Below are 25,847 nucleotides of genomic sequence, written 5' to 3' on the forward strand. Positions count from 1 at the left end.
TCACCAGCCGGGATTTTGCGTCAATCCATATTTCTTATTAATCTCGGAAATGGGCAAAGGCAGCAAGAAATACTTTTCGTCCCACCTGTCCGGTCTGACGTGTTTCCGCTGTTCGGCCATCGCAGTGGATACCTTATAAGTATAATTCTTCCCCGCTTTCTTTATAATCAGACGAGACAGGGGTTTGGTGAACAAATCCGAACGTTTCCAGCGCACAAGGTCGAAATACCGAACCTCCTCATAACCGAATTCCAAAGCCCTTTCGCGCAATATGGCCTCGCGCAACGGCTCTCCCTGCCGGGTTGTGGCAGCCGTCAGAGGCGGCATTCCGGCCCGCGACCTCACCAAGTTCACATAATCATAAGCCGTATGCCCGAACTCATCGGCAACGTTGGCCTTACCCAACTCGTTCATGGCCTCCGCCATATTCAGGTAGACTTCCGGCAAGCGCAGCAACGGACAGATATAAGGTTCACCGTTTACCTCTTCATTGAAATTGCGGATGAACTTACGCATCGCGAAGCCATTATAGCTCATGCGCCCGCTCTTATAAGGATACTGTTGGGTTCCTTCATAAATCTCCACCTTCTGTTGCCCTCTGAATTTATCTCCCGTCACGGCAACCGTTTCATACAGGCGAATGTCCCGTCGCGGATGGCCCGAAGCATCAAAGAAAGGATTCTTCTTATGGTCGGGATTGTTCCAGTCAAACTCCGTACCGTCATTCATCTGAAACATATCTACGTAATTCAATGTGGGCGAGGCCACTCCGTAGCGTATTTGTGCAAAAGGCGTCTTACCTATCATATAGGTGGTGAAACGTCTCGAAGAAATCAACGTCTCATGGTTGTTGCGCTTGAAATATCCGGCCACAAAGTCTTCACGGGGATTTCCGGTATTCACCAGCCGATAAATGCCACCGTGTTTATTGTTTTCACGCAGAAAAGACAATCCGGCATCCAGCGCTTTCTGCCACCTCTCGGACGAATAGTTGCCATACCATACGAGATGTGCCGATGCGGCTTCTCCCTCTTTATATGGTTTTTCGGCATTGAACAGCGGACTGGCCGCAAATTGCAGTACCCTCGACTTTAAAGCCAGAGCGGCAGCGGCCGTCATACGTCCGTCGTCGTCCGCATGGTTTTTCCATTCCCATGGCAAAAGAGCGGCGGCTTCATCCAGCAATCCTACAATCTTTTCCACCGTCTCCTGCACGGTCATACGGGGCATCATCATCTCATCTCCTGCCGTATAAGCATGATCAATCCAAGGCATACCCCCGTAGTAGCGAAGCATCTGCACATAATGGTAAGCGATGATCATCTTGGCCTCACCCTTACCGAAGGCTTTTTCTTCATCTGACATGTCCGGCACTCGATCCACGTTCTCCAGATAGATATACGCCCGCCGAAGTCCGTATATGGGCCCTACCCCTCTCGTATTTTTATCCGTGTCCGGCCTATAAGGAAGATGTTCCAGAAAATCATTGGTGGCATCCACCGTACCGGTATAGAACTTCGGAGCACCTTTTTTGGTCCAGTCTCCTATATCGGTCAATATTTCCAATACACCATATCCCATCCGTCCTTGTGAAGGCAGAAAATCGGGTAAGGAGTGATAGGCCTCCGCCAAAGCCTGCTCGGCAAAGATTTTCTTGTTGAAAACCGAATCGATGGTATATTCATTGCTCAAAGGCTTTTCCAGAAAAGCTTCACCGAATTTAATATCTTCGCATCCGGCAAAGATGCCTCCCAAAAACAAAGAGAGAGTAGCCATGTATTCTCGATAGTTTCTCATCGTATTCATAATTAGAAAGTTAAGTTGATTCCTACATTATATATTTTGATAATGGGATAGGAGTCTGCATTATCGGGGCTGGCTTCCGGATCCATTATATCGAACTTATCGAATGTCAGCAGGTTATATCCGGTAAACTGAATGCCCAATTGTTGGATACCCAGTTTTTTCAGCAGTTTCTTATCCGTGAAGTTATAGCCTATCGTCATGTTTTTCAATTTCAGATACGAAGCGTCTCGCACCCAAAGCGACGAATTGCGCATATTGTACACAGCATTCGTTTCGGTGAATCGCGGTGTAGTGGCGGTTCCTGCCGTCTCGGGCGTCCAGCGTGTATCGGCATGAAACTGCATCAGTCCTCGTATCTTACCGTTTCCGAAAGGCTCCCTGAACGCATCGTTGAGCAATAGCGAGCGTTGCGCCGTTCCGGTCCAGTTCATCGTAAGGAAGAAACCTTTATAATCCACCTGACAGTTCAAACCAAACGTATAGGCCGGGCGCGTAGGATGTCCGATGACACTTTGGTCATCCGACGTGATTTTCTTGTCGCCGTTCAAATCCTTGTACTTGATGTCGCCAGGTTTCACCGCAACTCCCGGATCGGGCATTCCTTCTAACAGTTTTCCGTTGGCGTCGAAATCTTCAGGGAGATAAAATCCGGATGCCTGATAGCCAAACAACGTGCCGACCGGGTTACCCGTACGCCACATATAAGGATAGTTGGGTTCCACTTCGTCTTGGAAAACGATTTTGTTCTTGGAATAAGACATGTTGGCGTTGATTCGATATCTCCAGTCGCGCACCTTATCGTTCCATTTCACCTCTATTTCATAGCCTTGGTTTTTCACCTTACCCATATTGACTGCCGGCAGCACACTCGACGTGAGTCCGGTAAGCAAAGGAACCGTTCTGCGATTAATCAAGATATCTTTGCGGTCTTCCCGGAAATAGTCGAACGATAACTTCAAACGGCTCTTCAAGAAATGAACATCCATACCATAGTTCTGTTTAAGTGCCTTTTCCCAGGTAACCATGGGGTTTCCCAAACGGTTTTCCAGTGCTCCCTTTATGTATCCTTTACCATCGGAGCCGAAATTGAACCCATATTTATTGTTGTTCCAGCCATCCACGCCTGAAAGATTCACATTATACGAATCGGGCAGATACAAGAAGCGGTTGTTGCCTAAGTGGTCGTTACCCACCAGCCCGACAGACGCGCGAAGTTTCAAATAATCCACCACTTTCTGTTTCTTCATAAATGCCTCTTCCGAAAGGATATATCCCACCGACCCTGCGGGGAAAGCGCCGAACCGCTTGCCGGGAGCAAAATTCTCGGAACCGTTATAGCCGAAGTTGAACTCAGCCATGTAGCGCGACTTATAGTCATAGGTCAGACGCCCCACCAAGCCAATGTATGCCGACGGTATACTGGCCCACTGCTGAGGATAATACTTCTTACTCTGGTTATACAATAACAATCCACCCACGTTGTGTAAGCCAAACTTGTGATTGTAGCGCAGACTTCCTTCCATGTACCAGTTTCTGCTGCGTGAAGTCCGTTCGTCATATTGCAGACTTTTATTCTCTCCTTTTATTTTATAAACCACTTCTTTATTGAAATCGGGGGCATCATAAGCCATATTCGGATGCTCCAGCGACGAGCGGTAGAACGGCAGATGCTGCTCCACTTCCCCTTTCCGTTGCTTGGTGAAGCCATAGCCGGTGTTATACGCACCCTTCACCTCGATGGAGAGGCCTTTAGTAATGAAATCCAGCTTCTGATTGACCAGCAAGTCAAGGTTCATCGTATTCTGGATGGCGGTGAAATAGCCTGTACCGTACACCTTGGGGAGAACACTGTTTCCCAAATTGATTTTATTTTGGAAACGCTCTTCGGGTGTAGTAATCAGCTGTCCATCGATAATGCCCGGACTGCTGAAAGGGGTCGACTGATTGATTAACGTCCATATGGAATTCACATTATCGCTAATCATCGGCTCGTTCCGATTGCCTACCCGCCCGCCTATGCCTACTTTAAGTGTTGTGGTTTTGGTGGCATTAAAATCGAAATTGGCGCGATAATTATATCTTTTATACTTATAATTATTGTCGTAGTCCATCCCCTTGAACTGCTTGAGCAGACCATTCTGATAGAGAAAACCCAGAGAGATGAAGTAACGCACATCGGATGTACCACCCGAAATGTTGACATCATGCTGCGTCTGAACCGATGCCTTATTCAGCAGATAGTTTCTCCAATCCACATTGGGATAAAGAATCGGTTCGTCGTTTTTCTTAAAGCGCTCGATGGAATAGCTGTCGAACACCATATCTTCCGGGGTGGCATTCGGTTTGTCATTCGTAATGATTTCATTGCGCAACGTGGCATACGTATAACTGTCGGCCATCTTCAGTACACGCGTAGGCATCTGTATGCCCACCGAAGAGTTGACGGCAATCTTGGTTTTTCCCTCTTTTCCTCTGCGGGTAGTGACCAAAATAACGCCGTTGGCACCTCTCACCCCGAAAACAGCCGTAGCAGAAGCATCTTTCAGCACCGTCACACTCTCTATCTCATTCGGATTCATCTGAAAAAAAGAGCGTTCCACACCGTCCACCAATATAAGAGGAGACGAAGCGGCTTCCGACAAAGACCCCACTCCGCGGATATATACCTTGGGGTCTTCCAAACCGGGCTGTCCGCTTGTCTGCACGGAAGAAAGCCCCGTGATTTGTCCGGCCAGCGTATTTGCCACACTGGCATTCGGAGAACGCACCAACGCTTCGTTATTCAACGCCGAAATGGCTCCCGTAAGCGTTTCTTTCTTCTGTGTACCGTAGGCCACTACAGTCACTTCCTGAAGTTCGTTGGCAACCTCTTTCAGAATCACATTCACTTTCCGCTGTCCGTTGAGCTTTACTTCTTTAGATTCATAACCGATAAAAGAAACCTGCAACACGGACTTTTGCAGATCTTTTACTTGCAGCCTGAATTTCCCATCTACACCGGTGATAGTACCGTTAGACGTACCTTTCTCCTTTACATTGGCGCCGATGACCTCTAATCCGGCCTCATCGACTACCGTTCCCGTGACCGATGTTTGAGCCTGCACCACAAAAGAGCAGCATATCAAGACCAATAAGCCGATACACCTTTTTGCGCCACTCAATTTCGTCTGTCTTTTCATACAATTTGACTTTTACTGTTAACAAAATCAATTAAAACAAAATTTATGCGCAAAAGTAGAAATATACGATGCAGGGCAAGCCCTATAATCATACAGAATATGTACAAAAACGTACACAACAATGCTTCAAATGCTTTCCTACAAGCATTTTGAGACGGAAGACAGCGAATTATAAAAAAGAGCCCCACAATGAAGTGGCACTCCCCCTTCCGATATTACTAAAAAAGCTGCCCCATACCTTCACAGGCATAGGGCAGCAGTAAACCACAAATACAAATACAACTAAACAAAGTTTCTCTCTTAGATAATTCCTTGTCCCATCATGGCGTGTGCAACCTTCATGAAACCGGCAATGTTTGCACCTTTCACGTAGTTGATGTAGCCGTCAGGCTCTGTTCCATATTTTACGCATTGAGCATGTATGCCGTGCATAATGGCATGGAGTTTCTCGTCCACTTCGGCGGCACTCCAGCTGAGGTGCATGGCGTTCTGTGACATTTCCAATCCACTGGTAGCCACACCACCTGCATTCACTGCCTTGCCCGGCGCATACATCATTTTGTGTTCAATGAAGAGGTCGATGGCCTCGGGGGTACATCCCATATTGGAAATTTCACCTACACACATCACTTTATTATCGATAAGATGCCGTGCATCTTCACCGTTCAACTCATTCTGAGTGGCACAAGGCAGAGCGATATCTGCTTTCACTTCCCATGGACGCTTGCCGGGAACGAAAGTAGAACCGGAGAATTTGTCGGCATACGGAGCCACAATGTCATTGCCCGATGCACGAAGTTCCAGCATATAGTCAATCTTTTCGCCACTAATGCCATTCGGATCATAGATGTAACCGTCGGGTCCTGAAATGGTGACAACCTTTGCCCCAAGCTGAGTAGCCTTGGTTGCAGCTCCCCAAGCCACGTTTCCGAAACCGGAAATAGCCACGGTCTTTCCCTTTATATCAATTCCCTTAGTCTCAAGCATCTGGTGAACAAAATACAATCCACCGAAACCGGTTGCTTCAGGACGAATCAACGATCCTCCGAATTCCAACCCCTTACCGGTGAAAGTACCCGTAAATTCGCGAGTCAACTTCTTATACATACCGAACATATAGCCTACTTCACGACCGCCTACACCGATGTCGCCGGCAGGAACGTCCATATCCGGACCCAGATGACGCCACAGCTCCAGCATAAACGCCTGGCAGAAGCGCATGATTTCGGCATCGCTCTTACCGCGCGGAGAGAAGTCGGAACCGCCCTTACCGCCACCCATAGGCAATGTGGTCAACGCGTTCTTGAACGTCTGTTCAAAGCCCAAGAATTTAAGAATAGACAGATTTACGGAAGCATGGAAACGGATACCGCCTTTGTAAGGGCCAATAGCATTATTGAACTGTACGCGATAGCCCAGATTGGTCTGAACTTCCCCCTTATCGTCCACCCAAGTTACACGGAAGGTAAAAATACGGTCAGGCTCAACCAGACGCTCTATAATTTTTACTTTCTCGAACTCAGGATGTTGATTGTAGATATCTTCGATGGAATGAAGAACTTCCTTTACGGCTTGAAGATACTCAGACTCGCCGGGATGCTTTGCCTCCAAAGAGGCCATGATACGTTCGATATTCATAATATTACGTTTTATAGGTTATTACCTTGTTAACTTCTATGTTTCTAAAACAAAATGTCAACTAAGAACAGTGCAAATATAGGAAAACTTTTCAAACAACCTAAGAACTATCTCATATTTTTGATAAATTAATAATAAAATGTCAAGAGGCAGAGTTCACGGATCGACATTGCCTCTATGACACATGCCCGTGAACTCTGCCTCTTATACCTTATATTATATAGAGACTTTTAGTCGATACGTTCTCTTTTCAAGAATCGGTCTATCTTTTTATTTCTGTTGAGCTGTTTTTTGCTGCTTTGTTTTCGGCAGTAATAAATTGAGTAATACTCCGACAATAGCAGAAAGCCCTATACCCGACAAAGCGAAGTTATCGGCCGACAATACGGCACCACCGATGCCCATAGTCAGTGTTACGGAAACGATTATCACGTTTCGCGTCTCGTTCATATCCACCTTGTGCTGAATGAGATTCTGCACCCCCACGCTTGCGATAGTTCCAAACAACAACAGCATGATGCCGCCCAACACTGCTTCGGGAATGGATTGCAACACCGCACTCAGCTTACCGATAACCGAAAAGACGAGAGCAGTAGCAGCAGAGACACGTATCACGGCAGGGCTTGTCACCTTGGTGATTGACATGGCGCCCGTCACCTCCGAATAAGTGGTTTCGGGAGGCCCTCCAAGAAAAGCGGAAGCCAGACAGGCCAATCCATCTCCCAACATGGTGCGATGCAGTCCCGGCTCTTTCACAAAATCTTTTTCGGCCACGGCACTCACCACATATACATCACCGATATGTTCAATTACCGGAGCAATGGCAACGGGAATCATATAGAGAAAAGGTGCCCACTGAAAATGGGTAATGGTTGATAACGAAACCGGATTGGTGAACCACGGAGCAGCCGCCACCGGTGCCAAGTCTACCACTCCCATGAGCATGGCCGCAATATATCCCGTGATGATGCCGCAAATCACCGGCACAAGTTTAATCAGCCCGCGTGCGTAAGTCAGCACGAGTATCGCCGTAGTCAACGAGATGAATGCCAGCAACCAGTTTGTTTTTGCCATATTCACGGCGCTACCCGAAAGAGACAGTCCGATGAGGATAATGACGGGGCCGATGACTACGGGTGGAAACACACGATTGAGGAAGTTCTTCCCCTGCCATTTCACAAGCGCACTCATCAGGAAATAAACAAGCGACACACTGGTCAGCCCGGCCAATGTCCCCGGCAATCCCCACTGCTCGGTAGCAGCGATGATGGGTGCGATAAAGGCAAACGAACTGCCCAGAAAGATGGGTACTTTGCCTTTCGTCACGAAATGAAAGATGAACGTGCCTAATCCGGCGGTGAAAAGCGCCGTCGAAGGATTAATGCCTACAAGAAGCGGTACGAGTACTGTTGCGCCAAAGGCTACGAAAAGAAATTGCACGCCGACAACGGCTTTTTTTGTGGTTGAAAGTGTTTCTATTCTCATTAATTCTATATGATAAGGTATGACCGTTTCTGACCCGAAACGATGGTTGAACGTGCAAATGTAAAAAGAAAACTCGATATGCCAACATTCTCCGGAGATGATTTTAACGAACGAATAAAGGAAACCGTTCCTTTATGAATGAATAATACCTGAGTCCGGGAAATATCCGGCCGACAGGATGCAGCCCCCCCTCATCTTCAGCAAAAGGAACCGCCTGTCCCGAACTCAGGCAATAATGTAAAAGTGCGCCGCCTCTCATCATTCCCCTTCGTGAGGATATGGAAACTATGCCATACATCCCCCGGTATATGCAGGAAAAACAAAAAAGTTACGGAAAAACCATCCGATTAGGCCTGATTCTATTACTTTTGTGACATGAAACCATCAACTGCGAGAGACCATGCTCAGTAAGTATAATTTGAACCGGCTTTATTTCAAAGACACGCAGTTCGCCAACCTCATGACACGGCGCATTTTCAACGTCCTTTTGATAGCCAACCCATACGATGCCTTCATGCTGGAAGACGACGGGCGAATAGACGAAAAGATATTCAATGAATATACCTCACTCTCTCTGCGCTACCCACCTCGTTTCACGCAAGTATCTACCTGCGACGAAGCATTGGCGCAACTCGCTTCCATCTCTTTCGACCTTATCATCTGCATGCCGGGAACGGGAGACAACGAAGGGTTCGACGTGGCACGGAAAATCAAGGGTAGCTACGAGCACATCCCCATGGTGATATTGACGCCTTTCAGCCACGGCATCACCAAGCGCATAGCCAACGAAGACCTGACTCCATTCGAATATGTGTTCTGCTGGCTGGGCAATACGGATCTGCTGGTATCCATCATCAAGCTGATAGAGGATAAGATGAATCTGGAGCACGACGTCAATGAAGTGGGCGTGCAACTCATCTTGCTGGTGGAAGATGGCATCCGGTTCTACTCCTCCGTTCTTCCCAATCTGTACAAATTCATCCTGAAGCAAAGTCAGGAGTTCTCCACCGAGGCCTTGAACGCTCATCAACGCACCTTGCGCATGAGGGGACGCCCCAAAATAGTGCTTGCGCGTACCTACGAAGAAGCCACAGGCATTTACGAGAAATACAGAAACAATATATTAGGCGTCATCACCGACGTGCGCTTCCCACGTACGGAGCGTGGCGAGAAGGACGAATTGGCGGGAATAAAGCTCTGTGCCGCCATACGGAAAGAAGACCCGTTCGTTCCGCTTATCATACAGTCTTCCGAGTCGGACAATGCCACGTATGCCACCAAATATGAAGCGACTTTCATCGACAAGAATTCCAAGAAAATGGATGTGGACTTGCGTCGCATCGTATCGGACAACTTCGGCTTCGGCGACTTCATCTTCCGCAATCCGGAGACGATGGAAGAGATTGCCCGCGTAAAGAACCTCAAGGAATTGCAGAACATCCTGTTTGCCGTACCGGCAGAATCGTTCCTTTATCATATCAGCCGCAACCATGTCAGCCGATGGCTCTATTCGCGTGCCATGTTTCCTGTGGCCGAGTTTCTGAAACCCATCACATGGAACAGTTTGCAGGATGTGGATGCACACCGCAGAATCATCTTCGAGGCCATCGTGAAATATCGCAAGATGAAGAACCAAGGGGTGGTGGCCGTCTTCAAGCGCGACCGCTTCGACCGCTACTCCAATTTTGCCCGCATAGGCGACGGGTCGCTGGGAGGCAAGGGGCGCGGTCTGGCGTTCATCGACAACATGGTGAAGCACCATCCCGAGTTCGAAGAGTTGGAGAATGCCAATGTGGCCATCCCGAAGACCGTTGTGCTCTGCACGGATGTGTTCGACGAGTTCATGGATACCAACAATTTATATCAGGTGGCTCTGTCGGATGCGGACGACGACACCATCTTGCGCTACTTCCTGAAAGCCAAACTGCCCGACCGGTTGGTTGAAGACTTCTTCACCTTCTTCGACGTGGTGAAGTCTCCCATAGCCATCCGCTCGTCGTCGCTGCTCGAGGACTCCCACTACCAACCGTTTGCCGGTATCTACAATACCTACATGATTCCCTATTTGGACGATAAGTATGAAATGTTGCGCATGCTGGGCGACGCCATCAAAGGAGTGTATGCCTCTGTCTATTTCCACGACTCAAAAGCATATATGCAAGCAACGAGCAACGTCATCGACCAAGAGAAAATGGCAGTCATCCTGCAAGAAGTGGCGGGCAACTATTACGGCGACCGTTACTATCCTTCCATGTCAGGCGTGGCGCGTTCGCTCAACTACTACCCCATCGGTGACGAGAAGGCGGAAGAGGGCACTGTGAACCTGGCCCTCGGCTTGGGCAAGTACATCGTGGACGGAGGCATGACACTGCGTTTCTCTCCCTACCACCCCACCAAGGTGCTACAGACCAGCGAAATGGAAATCGCCCTGAAAGAGACGCAGACCCGCTTCTACGCCCTCGACCTGCGCAATGCCGGCCACGACTTCTCCATAGACGACGGCTTTAACCTGCTGAAACTCCACGTAAAGGAAGCGGAAAAGGACGGTTCGCTGAATTATATCGCTTCTACCTACGACCCATACGACCAGATAATCCGCGACGGGCTCTACCCCGGCGGACGCAAAGTCATCACCTTTGCCAATATCCTCCAGCACGATGTATTTCCGTTGGCACGCATCCTGCAATTGGTCTTGAAATACGGGCAGCAGGAAATGCGCCGCCCCGTAGAAATAGAGTTTGCCGCTACATTGAACCGCGAGAAAGATAAATCCGGAACTTTCTACCTGCTGCAAATCCGCCCCATTGTAGACAGCAAGGAGATGCTGGACGAAGACCTCTCGCTCATCTCCGACGACCGGATATTGCTCCGCTCCAACAACTCGCTGGGGCATGGCATCATGAACGAGATGCAGGATGTGGTCTACGTAAAGACGGATGATTACAGTGCCTCGCATAATCAGGAGATTGCATGGGAGATAGAAAAGCTGAACCAGAAGTTTCTGGACGAAGGCAAGAATTATGTCCTTGTGGGACCCGGACGATGGGGAAGCAGCGACACTTGGCTGGGCATTCCGGTGAAGTGGCCGCACATCAGCGCAGCCCGCATCATAGTGGAGGCAGGATTGACCAATTACCGCATAGACCCGAGCCAGGGAACCCACTTCTTCCAGAACCTGACTTCCTTCGGCGTAGGCTACTTCACCATCAATGCCTTCATGAACGACGGAGTGTACAATCAGGACTTCCTCAACGCACAGCCTGCCGCATATGAAACCAAGTATCTGCGCCACGTGCGTTTTGAGCATCCACTCATCGCAAAGATGGACGGAAAGAAAAAACAAGGAGTAGTGCTGATGCCGGAACAACCGCTTTTCCCCATAATAGAAAAACAATGATAGAAACCGTAAGAACCAACTCAATCCACGCTTGGATGCTCGCCGCCCGCCCCAAAACGTTGACGGGTGCCTTCATCCCCGTACTGACAGGTACTTCGCTGGCTCTTGCCGACGAAGTATTCACTCCCCTGCCCGCCCTGCTGTGCCTGCTCTTTGCTTGTGGCATGCAGGTGGCCGCCAATTTCATCAACGACCTCTACGACTATCTGAAAGGTACCGACCGTGAAGACCGTCTCGGCCCGGAACGTGCCTGCGCACAAGGCTGGATTACACCCGAAGCCATGAAGAAAGGCATCGGGATTGCCGTCCTCCTCTCGTGCCTTGCCGGCGGCGGATTGTTGTACACCTGCCGGGGGCAACTGCCTTACGATGGATGGGAGCTGATAGGATTGGGAGCGCTTTGTGTGCTGTTTGCCTTTCTTTACACCACGATACTTTCCTATCACGGATGGGGCGACTTGCTGGTTTTGGTCTTCTTCGGTTTTATTCCCGTGGGAGGAACTTACTATGTACAGGCTTACGAAATAACCACGGATGCGGTTGTGGCCTCGCTCGTCTGCGGATTGGTGATAGACACTTTGTTGGTAGTAAACAATTATCGCGACCGCGAGCAAGACGCCCTTAGCGGCAAACGTACGCTGATAGTACGTCTGGGCGAACCTTTCGGACGCTATGCCTACTTGGGGTTAGGCATTGCCGCCACTCTGCTCTCTTTCCGGTTCGGCATAGACAACGACCTCATAAACTCCGTCACAGGCAGCCCTGCCCTGCCCGTCAACCCTGCGGCACTGCTCATGCCGCTGCTCTATCTCTTTTTCCACATACGCACGTGGCAACGGATGTGCCAAATACGAAGCGGCAAAGAACTAAACGGCATACTGGGCGAAACCTCGCGCAACATGCTGCTTATGGGGCTGCTGCTCAGTGCTGCCATTCTGATGTAGGGCCCGGCAAAACAGGGCTTACGACGGGGGCGGAAGCGTCACCGCGGTGAGACATGCGACGTCACCGCAGTGAGGCGGGCAACGTCACCGCAGTGAGGCAAGCAACGTCACCGCAGTGAGGCAAGCAACGTCACCGCAGTGAGACAAGCGACGTCACCGCAGTGAGGCAGGCAACGTCACCGCAGTGAGGCAGGCAACGTCACCGCAGTGAGGCAGGCGGCGTCACTATAGCGAGGCAGGCAGCGTCACTATAGCGAGGCAGGCAGCGTCTCTATAAAGAAAGTGCCGGCATCTCCGCAGAGACACCGGCACACTTCTTTTTTCAATCCGACCAAGAAAGAATACTACCTCTTTCCGTACATCCGTTCGTAATACTTCTGATAGTCGCCGCTGGTCACTTCCTCCACCCAGTCCTGATGGTTCAGATACCATTTAATGGTCTTCACAATGCCGTCCTCGAACTTCGTTTCGGGATACCAGCCAAGCGCGCGGGTTATCTTCTCGGGATCGATGGCATAACGTTGGTCGTGCCCTAAACGGTCCTTGACAAAGGTTATCAGCTCTTCGTTTATCCAGCTGATATCAATCTGACCGGCAGCATCCTTCTCTTTTTTCTTCAACACTTCGCGATACTTGGGCTCTTCCTCCAGCAGGCGGTGAATGGTAGAGATGGTCAGTTTCACGATCTCCAAGTTGGTCTTTTCGTTATGGCCTCCCACATTGTAGACTTCGCCCTCCGCGCCTTTGCGCACCACAAGGTCGATGGCCTTGCAATGGTCTTCCACATACAGCCAGTCGCGCACGTTGCTGCCGTCGCCATAGACGGGAAGCTTCTTCCCTTCCAAGATGTTCTTAATGATCAACGGGATCAGCTTCTCGGGGAAGTGGTAAGGGCCATAGTTGTTTGAACAGCGAGTAATGGTCACCGGCATCTTGTACGTGTCGTGATAGGCCATCACCACCATATCGGCGCTCGTCTTGGATGCGCTGTACGGACTGTGGGGACATAGCGGTGTCTGCTCCGTGAAGTACCCTTCGGCACCCAACGAGCCGTACACCTCGTCCGTCGATACCTGATGATAGCGCACACCTTTGCGCCAAGCAGGATAGCCGGTCTCGTCCTTGCCCGTCACCCAGGCACGGCGGGCAGCATCCAGCAGGTTCTGCGTGCCCAGAATGTTCGTCATCAGGAAAAGCTGCGGATTCTCGATGCTGCGGTCCACATGGCTCTCGGCGGCAAAGTTCACCACATAGTCGAATTTATACTTGGCAAACAAGTCATCCACCAATGCGCGGTCGCAAATATCGCCCTTCATGAAGAAGCAACGCACATCATCAATGTCATTGACGATGGTCCCCAGATTTCCGGCATAGGTCAGGGCATCCAGCACCACCACCTTGATGTCATCATGCTTTGCCAGTATGTATTTGATATAATTAGCCCCGATAAAACCGGCCGCACCGGTCACAAGATACGTCTTCATGCGATTATGAGTTTTTTTGGATTATGAATTATGAGCTTTAGGGTTCGGTCTGTCCTCCCGTTTCTTATCTCCGCGAGTCGGCAAGTTCCATCAGATAGTTGCCATACTCTGTTTTTCCAAGCTGTTGGCCGAGGCGATACAGTTGGTCTACGTCTATCCAGCCTTTGCGCCATGCTATTTCCTCGATGCAACTCACACGGAAGCCTTGGCGATTCTGTATGGTAGCCACAAAGTTGCTCGCCTCGAGCAGACTGTCGCAGTTGCCCGTATCGAGCCAAGCAAAACCACGGCCGAAGAGCTCCACCTTCAGCGTGCCCTCGTCTAAATACAGACGGTTGAGGTCGGTTATCTCATACTCGCCACGGGCGGAAGGTTTCAAGGAAGCCGCTTTGGCCGTCACGGTAGAATCATAGAAATAAAGGCCCGGAACGGCATAGTTGCTTTTGGGATGTGCCGGCTTTTCTTCCAGAGAAATGGCTTTCCCCTCGTCATCGAACTCCACCACACCATAGGCACGCGGGTCTTTCACATAATAGCCGAAAATGCAAGCTCCCTTATCGATGGAGGCGGCACGCTTCAGCATGGCCGAGAAGCCCTGACCGTAGAACATGTTGTCGCCCAGAATGAGGCAGCCCGGCCCGCCATTCAGAAACTCTGCGCCCAGCACGAAAGCCTGTGCCAGCCCGTTGGGTTTTTCCTGTATCTTATAAGAGAAAGACATACCCAACTCTTCGCCGGTTCCAAGCAACTCACGGAACATGGGTAAATCGCGCGGAGTAGAAATAATCAGCACTTCGCGTATGCCTGCCAGCATCAAGGTAGAGAGCGGATAGTATATCATGGGTTTGTCGTAGACGGGCATTATCTGCTTGGAGATAGCCTTTGACAAGGGATAGAGACGAGTGGCGCTGCCACCTGCAAGAATGATTCCTTTCATATTTCAGTTCTTTTTTCGGTGATACATCAAACGGAGAATAAAATAAGAAGGAGGACGATGCCCCACGGCTCTACTTGCTATTCAGGTTGCAAATATAATGCAAACCGGATGTATAAAAAAATATGCAGACTGATTTTTTCGGCAGAAACAGCGACGAATGATTCCGGACAGCCGTTCAGCCTGCCAACTCTATGACCTCAAGGTCTTTGAATGTGCCCTTGTCCACAACGAAGCGCACCAACGTGCGCACTTTATGGAAGCCCGAGATGCCTGCCGCTCCGGGATTGATGTGCAGCATGTCCAATGTTTTGTCGTACTTCACCTTCAGGATATGTGAATGTCCGCTGATGAAAAGTTTGGGCGGATGCACCAAAAGAGAACCTTTGACGGAAGGGTCGTAGTTGCCGGGATAACCGCCGATGTGCTTCATCAACACCTCCGCCCCGTCTATCGTGAAGCGCAACGTCTGCGGATAAAACCGACGGATTTCCTGCCCGTCGATATTGCCATACACGGCACGGAACGGGCGGAAAGCGGCCAGCCTCTGCGCCACTTCGAGCGAACCGATGTCTCCGGCATGCCATATCTCGTCGCACGGCTCGAAATAGTGCAGATACTTCTCGTCCCAATAGGCATGCGTATCCGATAATAAACCGATTTTTGTCATCTTTCTTTTGTTTATTAAACAAAGGTAATTATATTTGGACAAAATAAGAGCAAGAGCCCGATTTATTTCAGTGCCCGTTTTGAATCTTGCCTGCTTAAACCGAAATCTTATGGAGAACAGATACTTCAAGCGTGACATCAGTTGGCTGTCTTTCAACTATCGCGTGCTGTTGGAGGCCGAAGACGACACACTGCCTTTGTATGAACGCATCAACTTTATTTCCATATACTCCTCCAATCTGGAAGAATTCTATAAAATACGGGTGGCCGACCACAAAGCCATAGCCGGCGGAGTGACGCAGAACGACGAAGAATCGGTGCAGTCGGCCATCGCATTGGTTGCAGAGATCAATGATGAGGTGAACCGCCAACTGGAAGACCGCATCCGCATCTACGAACGGCAGATTCTGCCCGCCCTGAAGAAACACCACATCATCTTCTATCAGAGCCGGAATGTGAAACCGTTTCACCAAGAGTTCATACGCAACTTCTTCTATGAGGAGATATTCCCCTATCTGTCGCCCGTGCCGGTAAGCAAAGACAAAATCGTCTCTTTCCTGCGCGACAACCGCCTCTATCTGGCTGTGCGCCTTTACTCCAAAAACCTGCCGGCAGGTTCGCCCGACCATACGCAATATTTCGTCATGAAACTGCCGTACAGCAAAGTGCCGCGTTTCATCCAACTGCCCAAAGTGGGGAGAAATTACTACCTGATGTTCATCGAAGACATCATAAAGGCCAATATCGACACCATCTTCCCCGGCTATGAAGTGGAGAGCAGCTATTGCATCAAGATTTCGCGGGATGCGGATATACTGATAGACGAAACGGTCAATACCACTTCGGAAATCATAGAGCAGGTGAAGACGAAGGTAAAGAAGCGCAAAATAGGCGCCATCTGCCGCTTTGTCTACGACCGTGCCATGCCCGCGGACTTCCTCAACTTTCTGGTAGATGCCTACCGCATAGACCGCCGCGAGTTGGTGCCCGGCGACAAGCATCTCAATATGGAAGACTTGCGCCACCTGCCTAATCCCAACCAATCGGTACGCCCCGTCAAGAAGCCTCAACCCATGAAGCTGACTTGCCTGGACGAGCACGAGTCCATCTTCCGATATGTGGAAAAGAAGGATTTGCTGCTACACTACCCCTACCATTCCTTCGACCATTTCATACATTTCTTATACGAAGCCGTACACGACCCAAGCGTGCGCGAAATCATGGCAACCCAATATCGCGTGGCAGAAAACTCCACCGTCATCAACACCTTGATAGCCGCCGCTCAGAACGGCAAGAAGGTCACGGTGTTCGTTGAACTGAAAGCGCGCTTCGACGAAGAGAACAACCTTGCCACGGCCGAAATGATGAAAAGTGCCGGCATCAACATCATATACAGCATTCCCAAACTGAAAGTACACGCCAAAGTGGCATTGGTGCTGCGCCGCGACAGGCAGGGACACAAGCTGCCCGGCTACGCCTACATCAGCACGGGCAACTTCAATGAGAAAACCGCCACCCTCTATGCCGACAGTGGTCTGTTCACATGCAATCGGGTGATTGTGAACGACCTTCACAATCTTTTCCGCACCCTGCAAGGCAAAGAGAAGACGGTGTTCCACCGGTTGCTTGTGGCACGCTTCAACCTGATACCGGAACTGAACCGCCTCATCAACCACGAGATGGAACTCGCCCGACAAGGCAAACGGGGACGGATTATCCTCAAGATGAATGCACTGCAAGATCCCACCATGATAGACCGGCTCTACGAGGCTTCTGAAGCCGGTGTGGAGATAGACCTCATCGTGCGCGGCATTTGTTGCCTCATCCCCGGACAAGCATATAGCCGTAATATCCGCATCACACGTATCGTAGACACTTTCTTGGAGCATGCGCGCGTGTGGTATTTCGGCAACGGTGGCAATCCGAAGCTCTTCCTCGGCTCGCCGGACTGGATGCGCCGCAACCTTTATCGCCGCATCGAGGCCGTCACTCCCATTCTGGACCCGGACTTGAAAAGGGAACTGACGGACATGCTCTCCATCCAACTGTCCGACAAGCGGAAAGCCTGCTTCGTAGACGACCATTTGCGCAACTGCTGGAAATCTACCCATCCGCAAAAGGAGCGGGTGCGCTCGCAATACACTTTCTACGAATACCTGAAACAGCGCAACAATCGTTGAGATTCTTCATCCATCCGGCATTCAATGCCGGATGCCTCCTTATCCCCCTTGAAAACGGGCTTTTTCTCCGACACCGAGGAACTTACAGTACGGCAACAGTCGAACTTACAGTGCGGCAACAGTCGAACTTACAGTGCGGCAACAGTCGAACTTACAGTACGGCAACAGTCGAACTTACAGTACGGCTCAGGTCGAAGAAACCGGCCCGTTTCCCGTCTTTCATCACAGGAGCTTTTTTGTAACTTTTTTGCAACATACAGGCATCGTGCTGCAAGAAGCCCGGAACGTAGTGGCCTACAACATCAACCGGATGAAAGTAAGCCGCAAATTTCAGGCTGAAGACGAATAAGACAAGTTCTAAACCTCTTTCAGCCCCATTTTTTCCGCCCGTTGCAACATGAATGCACGGGCGGCTTCGTATTCATTGGGGATAACACCGTCCAGAATGGCATCTTTGATGGCGCTCTTCAACGCTCCTACCTGACGGCAAGGAGAAAGTCCGAAAGTTTTCATGATTTCTTCCCCGCTCACCGGAGGCTGGAAATTGCGGACACGGTCGCGTTCCTCCAAGTCTTTCAGCTTTTGGCGCACCAGCCGGAAATTATTCAGAAAACGTTTCTTGCGCTCCATGTTTTTGGACGTGATGTCGGCCTCGCACAAAGTCATCAGGCTGTCTATATCATCTCCGGCCTCAAACAGAAGACGACGCACGGCCGAATCGGTCACTACATCGTCGGCAATCACGATGGGACGCATGTGCAGACTCACCATCTTCTGAACGAATTTCATTTTCTCGTTCATAGGTAACTTCATCTTGCGGAAGATTCCGGGTATCATCTTCTCGCCGATGAAGTTATGATTATGGAAAGTCCAGCCGGCGCGGGGTTCCCAACGCTTGGTAACGGGTTTGGCTATATCATGCAGGATTGCCGCCCAGCGCAACCAAAGGTCGTCGGTTTGCTTGCTGATATTGTCGAGCACTTCGAGCGTATGGTAGAAGTTATCCTTGTGTGCCCGTCCGTTACGGGTTTCCACACCTTGCAAAGCCACGAATTCGGGGAAGATGAGCGGAAGCAGACCGCAACGGTCCAAGTCGATAAATCCTTTGGAGGGTATGGGAGAAAGGATGATTTTGTTCAATTCATCGGCAATACGCTCTTTAGAGATGATGGAGATGCGATCACGGTTGCGACATAACGAATCGAACGTATCGTCGTCTATATAAAAGTTCAGCTGGGTAGCAAAGCGGATGCAACGCATCATGCGCAAAGGGTCGTCGCTGAAAGTTATGTCGGGGTCGAGCGGCGTGCGTATGGTTCTCTCCCACATGTCTTCCATACCGCCGAAAGGGTCTACCAGCTCTCCGTAGCGTGCACGGTTCAGGCATACGGCCAACGCATTGATGGTAAAGTCGCGGCGGTTTTGGTCATCTTCCAAAGTACCGTCTTCCACAATCGGCTTACGTGAATCGTGCGTATAGGACTCTTTTCGTGCTCCCACGAATTCCACCTCCACGCCACGATATTTCACCTGCGCCGTACCGAAGTTCTTGAAGACAGAAACATGCGCACCACATCCCAAGCGCTTTCCCAACGCTTCGGCCATTGCAATGCCGCTACCCACCACCACTACATCGATATCCTTGGAGGGACGTTGCAAGAATATGTCGCGCACATATCCGCCCACCACATAGCATTCTACTCCCAATTCATCAGCAGTTTCGGAAATCTGCTTGAATATATCGTCACTGAAACGCGCTTTCAGCTCTTCTGCCGTCAACTCTATCATTTGTCAATTAATCAGTTTGAGGACACAAAGATACGGATATTATTTCTAAATTTTACACTATCTTTGCCCCCGCTAACTCCAAGAACTACAATTATGAAGAAAAGATTGCTAATGATGTGCCTATGCTGCACACTCTTCTCTTGCAACGACACCGAGAAAAAAGCCGAAGAAAAACTGCAAGCTGCCCGCAATGCTTTCGAGCAAGGCAACTACAATGAAGCGAAAATTCTCATTGACAGCATCAAGACGCTTTATCCCAAAGCTTTCGATGTACGCCGTGCCGGCATCGGGCTGATGCAGGAAATCGAACTGAAAGAACAAGAAAGGAGTCTGCTCTACCTTGACAGCATGCTTCAAACCAAACAACAGGTATTCGATGCCATCAAAAGCAAATATGTTTTTGAAAAAGATGCCGAATATCAGAACATCGGGCACTACCTGCATCCGTCACAAGTCATAGAGAAAAACCTGCACCGCTCTTTCCTCCGCTTTCAGGTAGACGAAAACGGCATAATGAGTATGACCTCCATCTATTGCGGCTTCCGCAACATCCACCACATTGCAGTCAAGGTAATTGCTCCCGACGGAAGCTTCGCCGAAACGCCTGCCTCCAAAGACAGCTACGAAACCACCGACCTCGGCGAAAAGATTGAAAAAGCAGATTATAAAATGGGAGAGGACGGCAACGTCATGGGATTTCTCTACTTAAATAAGGACAACAACATAAAAGTACAATATCAAGGAGAACGTCCCTATTCCACCGCCATGTCTCCCACAGACCGCCAGGCCCTTGCCGATGTCTATGAACTGGCACAACTGCTCTCGTCTATCTCCGAGATTAAAAAGAACATGGAGGAAGCCAACCTGAAGATAGGATTTGTAAAGCGGAAGATGGAGGAAAGAGAGAAAAAGAATATAGAATAAAAAGTAAATTGCCAACAAGGATTAAAACAACTGGGTGATAAAACCGTAACTAACTACGATTCTTACCACCCAGCGCTGTTTTAATAATCTTTACCGATACGTTCTTACCAAACTAATTTTGGCAGGTACTTGCTTAGGCACATGCGTAAAGCATTCAAAGTAATCGGCTTCACTAATACTTCCGATGCACCACAGTCCAAAGCCTTCTCACGATCGGACATAAAAGCATAAGCTGTCTGCATAATTACAGGCAATTCCTTATCCTCCTCACGTATAAGCATCGTAGCATCCAGACCGTTCATAACAGGCATCTTGATATCCATCAAAACTGCTTCAACCTTGCTACGATTTTCCTTAAATAAATTCACAATCTCCTCGCCGTTTCTTGCCCATAGTATCTCGCATTTCTTACCGATGATGGCTTTTATCAGCTTAAAATTACTTTCATCATCTTCTGCGACCAGAATAAGCGGTCGGTACTCTTCCGACATTTTTTCAGTTTCCATGACCTTTGTATTTCGTTTTATAGTTGCAAAGATAATAAAAAATAATGTAAAGTTCTTATTTTTAGAGGAGATAAGCTGTTTCTTAACATAAGAAACGATCTAATTTTCCTTGAAAAGTTTTTTATCCGGCTTCTTTTCGACCGTTTTCCCCCTTTTTAACTCGCTGCATAGCTCACTGCCTCCTCCTAAGAACAGTCTCTCATTCATTATTTCAGGATGAGAGTTCGCTTTCATCCGCATGCTTTGATTTCACATGAAGCGAAGGCCGACAACCCCTCCATACAAAAAAAACGAACAACTTATTTTTATTCTCTATTCGGTTTACACTATCTTTGCACCCTATTTCAAAAGAAGAAGCAATGATTTCCATAGACGGACTGGCCGTAGAATTTGGCGGCACCACTTTATTCAGTGACATATCATTCGTTATCAACGAAAAAGACCGCATTGCCCTGATGGGGAAAAACGGAGCTGGTAAAAGTACCTTATTGAAGATTTTGGCAGGTGTGAGACAACCTACCCGAGGCAAGATATCTGCTCCCAAAGATTGCATCATAGCCTATCTGCCTCAGCACCTCATGACAGAAGACGGGCGTACTGTCTTTCAGGAGGCAGCGCAAGCTTTTGCCCATCTGCATGAAATGGAGGCTGAAATAGAACGGCTCAATAAAGAACTTGAGACGCGTACCGACTACGAAAGCGACAGCTACATGGAACTTATCGAGCACGTATCTACCCTGAGCGAGAAATTCTATGCCATAGACGCTACAAACTATGAAGAAGATGTAGAAAAAGCGTTGTTCGGACTGGGATTCGTGCGCGAAGACTTCGACCGCCCCACCAGCAACTTCAGTGGCGGATGGCGCATGCGCATCGAACTGGCCAAACTGCTATTGCAAAAGCCTGATGTACTCTTACTGGACGAACCGACGAACCACTTAGACATAGAATCCATACAATGGCTGGAAGATTTCCTTATCAACAACGGGAAAGCGGTCATCGTCATCAGCCACGACCGCAAGTTCGTGGATAACATCACTACCCGTACCATCGAAGTGACCATGGGACGGATTTATGACTACAAAGTAAACTATTCCAAATACCTGGAACTGCGTAAAGAACGCCGCGAACAACAGCAGAAAGCATACGACGAACAGCAGAAGTTCATTGCCGAGACCAAAGAATTCATCGAACGCTTCAAAGGTACATATTCCAAAACCCTGCAAGTGCAAAGCCGGGTAAAAATGCTGGAAAAGCTGGAACTTCTTGAAGTAGACGAGGAAGATACCTCGGCACTGCGGCTCAAATTCCCTCCTTCGCCTCGTTCGGGCAATTATCCTGTCATCATGGAAGGCGTGGGCAAGAGTTACGGAGAGCATGTGGTGTTCAAAAATGCCAACCTCACCATAGAACGGGGCGACAAGGTGGCCTTTGTAGGAAAGAACGGCGAAGGAAAATCTACTTTAGTGAAGTGCATCATGAATGAAATAGAACATGAAGGCACACTCACAATAGGCCACAATGTACAGATAGGCTACTTTGCACAAAACCAGGCATCTTTGCTGGATGAGAACCTGACTGTGTTCCAGACCATCGACGATGTGGCAAAAGGAGAAATTCGCAACAAGATACGCGACTTGCTGGGTGCTTTCATGTTCGGCGGCCCCGAAGAGTCCATGAAGAAGGTAAAGGTGCTTTCGGGCGGAGAGCGCACACGCCTTGCCATGATCAAGCTGTTGCTCGAACCGGTCAACCTATTGATATTGGACGAACCTACCAACCATCTGGATATAAAGACCAAAGACACCTTGAAACAAGCCCTTCTGGATTTTGACGGTACCCTCATCCTCGTAAGCCACGACCGCGACTTTCTGGACGGGCTGGTGAGCAAGGTTTACGAATTCGGCAACAAGCAGGTGAAAGAGCATTTGAGCGGTATCTACGAGTTCCTCGAAAAGAAGAAAATGGATTCGTTGCGCGAACTGGAGAGGAAATAAACCGCTTTTTTACCTTTCTACACTTGTTTATTAAATCATGAACCTTTATCTTTGCGCCCATACAAAGATAAAGGAATGAAAAAGAGACAGCGCATATCCGTACTTCTTCTCTTCATCAGCCTGATCATGCTGATGGTTCCTGTCATTCCCCACCATCATCATGCAGACGGACTGATATGCATGAAGAACGATATCACCGCCGACTGCTGCGAACACCACCATACTTCCGACGCCGGACATTGTTGTTGCGACACCGGATGTCTCACGACTCATTTCGTGCAACAAACGCCCGGAGCCGATGTTTCTTCGCTTTCCGAAACCTTATGGGCGGTCACTTTATTCATAGAGCCGCTTTCCAATTTGTTAATTCTACCCGAACTTGACTCACGAAGGCAGGATTGCATCTATATAGAATCTCTTCACGGCACGTTTATCACACGTGCCGCGGGACTTCGCGCCCCTCCTTCTGTTCTTGCTTAAACGCTATCGATAATTATCGAAAGCCGTTTTTACACCTATTTGAGAGCATGCAACCGGATTGCACGCTCCATTCCCCCATTTTGCACCCAAACAAAAAAGCAAGAACAAACATCATGAGAAAAATCTTTTTCACGGGAGTCATAGGATTATTCCTGTTAGGCTCCTGCAACAGTAAGTCCGAAAAATGCCACGAAGGACACAATCATGAGCCCCACAATCATGAACAACACAACCATGCCCACAAAGATTGTAACCACGAGCATGAGGAGCAAAAAAACAATGATGACGGAAGCGATGAGATTATCTTCCCCCCTGCCAAAGCACAAGCTGCCGGCATAGTTGTGAGCACCGTAGAACCGGGAGTTTTCCATCAAGTTATCAGAGCCGGAGGGCAAGTGCTGGCCGCCCGGGGAGATGAAAGTATGGTGGTAGCCCCCGTGGCAGGCATCGTGTCATTCAAAGGCAAGGTGATTGAAGGCATGGACGTAAGCAAAGGTACTGCACTGGCCATATTGTCATCAAAGGGCATGAGCGACGGTGACCCGGTACAAAAAGTCCGTGTGGCCTATGAAGCCTCCAAAAAAGAATACGAGCGTATGAAAGCGCTTGTAGACAACAAAATAGTGTCGGAAAAGGAATTCACCCAAGCCGAACAAACCTATCAGAACGCCCGTATCAGCTACGAGTCGGTAGCCAAGAATCACTCTGCCGGTGGACAAACGGTAGTTGCACCTATCGGTGGATATGTGAAAGATTTGCTGGTGAAAGAAGGCGACTACGTAGCCATAGGCCAGCCTCTGGCGAGCATCACTCAAAACAGAAGGTTGTTCCTGCGTGCCGACGTGTCTGAAAAGTATTATCCTTACCTGCGCACCATCGGTTCGGCTAACTTCTGCACTCCTTATAATAATAAGGTATATGCACTGAAAGATTTGGGCGGCCGCATACTCTCTTACGGGAAAGCCTCAGGCGAAAACGGCTACTACGTCCCCGTAACTTTCGAATTCGACAACAAAGGAGACATCATCCCCGGGTCGTATGTAGAAGTATTCCTGCTTTCTTCACCGATAGAGAACGTCATCACCCTGCCCCACAGTGCGCTGACAGAGGAACAAGGCAGTTTCTTCGTCTACTTGCAACTGGACGAAGAGGGGTATCGGAAACAGTTGGTGACTCTTGGCGCAGACAATGGAGAATATGTACAGATACTCTCCGGAGTGAAAGCCGGGGATCGTGTGGTGACTCAAGGAGCCTATCAGGTTAAACTGGCTTCGGCAGCCAATGCCATCCCGGCCCATAGCCACGAACATTAAGCCTCTTCCGATTGAACAAACGCAGAATTGATAAATAATGCGAATCAGTAGTTGAAATCCCTACTTGATTCAGTTAGTTAAAATGTTATTATTCAATTAATTATCTTGTCTGTTTGTTTCTTAATCTCCTTGGAAATCAGTATATTAGAAGAATAAAACCACTCATTGTTCTAATTATGATTCCCAAGGAGAAAGAGCTAAAACTTATAAAAATATATATGTACATCTGCGATATTTACCAGTCTTCACTGAAGTTTTACTGCCAGAGATTCAGTAATAATGCAAATCCTATCTTTACAGACCAGGAACTGCTTACCGTATATCTGTTTTGCGGAGCCTATCAGCGATACTTCCAAATCAAAGAGATACATACATTCACTGAAGAATATTTGCTCTCATGGTTCCCCAACCTACCTTCTTATCAGACATTCAACTATCGGTTAAACCTGATGAGTGAGGCAATTGGTGAACTTGTAAAGCATCTCATTACATTCTTTAAACCGGAGGATTGCGATTCTATGACATCACTTATTGACTCTATGCCCATTATTACCTGTGCAGGAAAGAATAAAACAGGAAAGGTAGCTACTGAAATTGCAACCAAAGGATACTGTTCTACAAAGAACATTTATTATTTCGGTCTAAAAATCCATGCTTTAGCCTTTCGTAGGGAAGGAACTATTCCATTTCCTGAAATGATTATCTTATCATCGGCAGAAGAGAATGATCTGACGGTTCTTAAAAGAGAAGCTGCTGACATCCTTATAAAAAGAAAAATCTTCGCTGATAAGATATACTCGGATTTCTCTTACTGGAGGAATAAGCAGCAAGAACAAGGAGTAACTATGCTAACTCCCGTAAAAGCAATAAAAGGGGAGGCTCCGGTTATTACTCAAAGAGAGAAAGCCGGAAGAGACCTGTTCTCTACTGCTGTTTCAAAGGTCAGACAACCCATAGAGTCGTTTTTCAACTGGCTGAATGAGAAAACAAATATTCAAAGAGCGATGAAAGTCAGATCAACATCCGGACTTTTAGTACATACGATGGGAAAAATTGCCATCGCATTCATTTATCTAATTTTTTAAAACAAGAATCAGAGACCAACTACTGATTCGCATAAATA

The 25,847-nt window shown here is 48.6% G+C and carries 17 protein-coding genes; 8 read left to right on the forward strand and 9 right to left on the reverse strand.

All coding sequences use genetic code 11. From position 1 onward, the window contains the following. The 4 genes from C3V43_RS05625 to C3V43_RS05640 all read right to left on the reverse strand — a co-directional run bounded on the left by C3V43_RS05625 (window position 1) and on the right by C3V43_RS05640 (window position 8,108). On the reverse strand, window positions 1–1,797 hold the full coding sequence (locus C3V43_RS05625; protein WP_106070480.1) for a RagB/SusD family nutrient uptake outer membrane protein: 1,797 nt from the start codon (window positions 1,795–1,797) through the stop codon (window positions 1–3). Window positions 1,798–1,808: 11 nt separating this feature from the next. After that, window positions 1,809–4,985 (reverse strand): SusC/RagA family TonB-linked outer membrane protein, encoded by a 3,177-nt coding sequence (locus tag C3V43_RS05630; RefSeq protein ID WP_106068961.1) that lies wholly within the window; start codon window positions 4,983–4,985, stop codon window positions 1,809–1,811. A 300-nt stretch (window positions 4,986–5,285) separates the two neighbouring features. After that, window positions 5,286–6,623, reverse strand: coding sequence for an NADP-specific glutamate dehydrogenase (gdhA, locus tag C3V43_RS05635; protein WP_106068962.1), 1,338 nt, complete (start codon window positions 6,621–6,623; stop codon window positions 5,286–5,288). 270 nt (window positions 6,624–6,893) lie between these two features. After that, complete coding sequence (locus C3V43_RS05640) at window positions 6,894–8,108, reverse strand: uracil-xanthine permease family protein (protein ID WP_106068963.1); 1,215 nt, start codon at window positions 8,106–8,108, stop codon at window positions 6,894–6,896. A gap of 400 nt (window positions 8,109–8,508) precedes the next feature. On the opposite strand from C3V43_RS05640, the gene C3V43_RS05645 reads away from it, so the two are divergent. Both C3V43_RS05645 and menA read left to right on the forward strand, forming a co-directional pair. Continuing rightward, entirely contained in the window at window positions 8,509–11,505 is a 2,997-nt protein-coding gene (locus C3V43_RS05645) for a PEP/pyruvate-binding domain-containing protein (protein ID WP_106068964.1), read from the forward strand. Next, the gene (gene menA, locus C3V43_RS05650) at window positions 11,502–12,449 is read left to right on the forward strand and encodes a 1,4-dihydroxy-2-naphthoate octaprenyltransferase (RefSeq protein WP_394336154.1); all 948 of its coding nucleotides are present in this window, start codon (window positions 11,502–11,504) and stop codon (window positions 12,447–12,449) included. Before C3V43_RS05645 ends, menA begins: the two co-directional genes overlap by 4 nt. Before the next feature lie 344 nt (window positions 12,450–12,793). On the opposite strand, the gene rfbB is transcribed toward menA, so the two are convergent. From rfbB to C3V43_RS05665, 3 genes are all read right to left on the reverse strand, one after another. Continuing rightward, entirely contained in the window at window positions 12,794–13,933 is a 1,140-nt protein-coding gene (gene rfbB, locus C3V43_RS05655; protein ID WP_106068965.1) for a dTDP-glucose 4,6-dehydratase, read from the reverse strand. Window positions 13,934–13,997: 64 nt separating this feature from the next. Further along, entirely contained in the window at window positions 13,998–14,870 is an 873-nt protein-coding gene (gene rfbA / locus C3V43_RS05660; protein ID WP_106068966.1) for a glucose-1-phosphate thymidylyltransferase RfbA, read from the reverse strand. Between the two features lie 175 nt (window positions 14,871–15,045). After that, entirely contained in the window at window positions 15,046–15,537 is a 492-nt protein-coding gene (locus tag C3V43_RS05665) for a metallophosphoesterase family protein (protein ID WP_106068967.1), read from the reverse strand. A 109-nt stretch (window positions 15,538–15,646) separates the two neighbouring features. Here C3V43_RS05665 and C3V43_RS05670 point away from each other — a divergent pair, with 109 nt between their 5' ends. Continuing rightward, window positions 15,647–17,716, forward strand: coding sequence for an RNA degradosome polyphosphate kinase (locus C3V43_RS05670; protein WP_106068968.1), 2,070 nt, complete (start codon window positions 15,647–15,649; stop codon window positions 17,714–17,716). Between the two features lie 357 nt (window positions 17,717–18,073). Here C3V43_RS05670 and C3V43_RS05675 read toward each other — a convergent pair whose 3' ends face one another. Further along, window positions 18,074–19,504: a CCA tRNA nucleotidyltransferase gene (locus tag C3V43_RS05675; protein ID WP_106068969.1), complete on the reverse strand. Its 1,431-nt coding sequence runs from the start codon at window positions 19,502–19,504 to the stop codon at window positions 18,074–18,076. A 93-nt stretch (window positions 19,505–19,597) separates the two neighbouring features. On the opposite strand from C3V43_RS05675, the gene C3V43_RS05680 reads away from it, so the two are divergent. Continuing rightward, window positions 19,598–20,428 (forward strand): outer membrane protein assembly factor BamD, encoded by an 831-nt coding sequence (locus C3V43_RS05680; RefSeq protein ID WP_106068970.1) that lies wholly within the window; start codon window positions 19,598–19,600, stop codon window positions 20,426–20,428. A 104-nt stretch (window positions 20,429–20,532) separates the two neighbouring features. Here C3V43_RS05680 and C3V43_RS05685 read toward each other — a convergent pair whose 3' ends face one another. Continuing rightward, window positions 20,533–20,934, reverse strand: a complete 402-nt coding sequence (locus C3V43_RS05685) for a response regulator (RefSeq protein ID WP_106068971.1) — start codon at window positions 20,932–20,934, stop codon at window positions 20,533–20,535. 359 nt (window positions 20,935–21,293) lie between these two features. On the opposite strand from C3V43_RS05685, the gene C3V43_RS05690 reads away from it, so the two are divergent. The 4 genes from C3V43_RS05690 (at window position 21,294) to C3V43_RS05705 (ending at window position 25,809) form a co-directional block, all read left to right on the forward strand. Beyond that, window positions 21,294–22,931, forward strand: coding sequence for an ABC-F family ATP-binding cassette domain-containing protein (locus C3V43_RS05690; protein WP_106068972.1), 1,638 nt, complete (start codon window positions 21,294–21,296; stop codon window positions 22,929–22,931). A gap of 75 nt (window positions 22,932–23,006) precedes the next feature. Continuing rightward, on the forward strand, window positions 23,007–23,411 hold the full coding sequence (locus C3V43_RS05695; RefSeq protein WP_106068973.1) for a DUF6769 family protein: 405 nt from the start codon (window positions 23,007–23,009) through the stop codon (window positions 23,409–23,411). 113 nt (window positions 23,412–23,524) lie between these two features. Next, window positions 23,525–24,724 (forward strand): efflux RND transporter periplasmic adaptor subunit, encoded by a 1,200-nt coding sequence (locus C3V43_RS05700; protein ID WP_106068974.1) that lies wholly within the window; start codon window positions 23,525–23,527, stop codon window positions 24,722–24,724. A 176-nt stretch (window positions 24,725–24,900) separates the two neighbouring features. Beyond that, complete coding sequence (locus C3V43_RS05705; RefSeq protein ID WP_234878149.1) at window positions 24,901–25,809, forward strand: transposase; 909 nt, start codon at window positions 24,901–24,903, stop codon at window positions 25,807–25,809. Window positions 25,810–25,847 lie beyond the last annotated feature (38 nt).

The sequence above is a fragment of the Prevotella heparinolytica genome (genome assembly GCF_002998535.1).
Classification (GTDB): Bacteria; Bacteroidota; Bacteroidia; order Bacteroidales; family Bacteroidaceae; genus Bacteroides; species Bacteroides heparinolyticus.

Coding starts and splice junctions, on each gene's coding strand:
- C3V43_RS05625 (WP_106070480.1), bottom strand. CDS start 1,797: ATGAGAAACTATCGAGAATACATGGCTACTCTCTCTTTGTTTTTGGGA.
- C3V43_RS05630 (WP_106068961.1), bottom strand. CDS start 4,985: ATGAAAAGACAGACGAAATTGAGTGGCGCAAAAAGGTGTATCGGCTTA.
- gdhA (WP_106068962.1), bottom strand. CDS start 6,623: ATGAATATCGAACGTATCATGGCCTCTTTGGAGGCAAAGCATCCCGGC.
- C3V43_RS05640 (WP_106068963.1), bottom strand. CDS start 8,108: ATGAGAATAGAAACACTTTCAACCACAAAAAAAGCCGTTGTCGGCGTG.
- C3V43_RS05645 (WP_106068964.1), top strand. CDS start 8,509: ATGCTCAGTAAGTATAATTTGAACCGGCTTTATTTCAAAGACACGCAG.
- menA (WP_394336154.1), top strand. CDS start 11,502: ATGATAGAAACCGTAAGAACCAACTCAATCCACGCTTGGATGCTCGCC.
- rfbB (WP_106068965.1), bottom strand. CDS start 13,933: ATGAAGACGTATCTTGTGACCGGTGCGGCCGGTTTTATCGGGGCTAAT.
- rfbA (WP_106068966.1), bottom strand. CDS start 14,870: ATGAAAGGAATCATTCTTGCAGGTGGCAGCGCCACTCGTCTCTATCCC.
- C3V43_RS05665 (WP_106068967.1), bottom strand. CDS start 15,537: ATGACAAAAATCGGTTTATTATCGGATACGCATGCCTATTGGGACGAG.
- C3V43_RS05670 (WP_106068968.1), top strand. CDS start 15,647: ATGGAGAACAGATACTTCAAGCGTGACATCAGTTGGCTGTCTTTCAAC.
- C3V43_RS05675 (WP_106068969.1), bottom strand. CDS start 19,504: ATGATAGAGTTGACGGCAGAAGAGCTGAAAGCGCGTTTCAGTGACGAT.
- C3V43_RS05680 (WP_106068970.1), top strand. CDS start 19,598: ATGAAGAAAAGATTGCTAATGATGTGCCTATGCTGCACACTCTTCTCT.
- C3V43_RS05685 (WP_106068971.1), bottom strand. CDS start 20,934: ATGGAAACTGAAAAAATGTCGGAAGAGTACCGACCGCTTATTCTGGTC.
- C3V43_RS05690 (WP_106068972.1), top strand. CDS start 21,294: ATGATTTCCATAGACGGACTGGCCGTAGAATTTGGCGGCACCACTTTA.
- C3V43_RS05695 (WP_106068973.1), top strand. CDS start 23,007: ATGAAAAAGAGACAGCGCATATCCGTACTTCTTCTCTTCATCAGCCTG.
- C3V43_RS05700 (WP_106068974.1), top strand. CDS start 23,525: ATGAGAAAAATCTTTTTCACGGGAGTCATAGGATTATTCCTGTTAGGC.
- C3V43_RS05705 (WP_234878149.1), top strand. CDS start 24,901: ATGATTCCCAAGGAGAAAGAGCTAAAACTTATAAAAATATATATGTAC.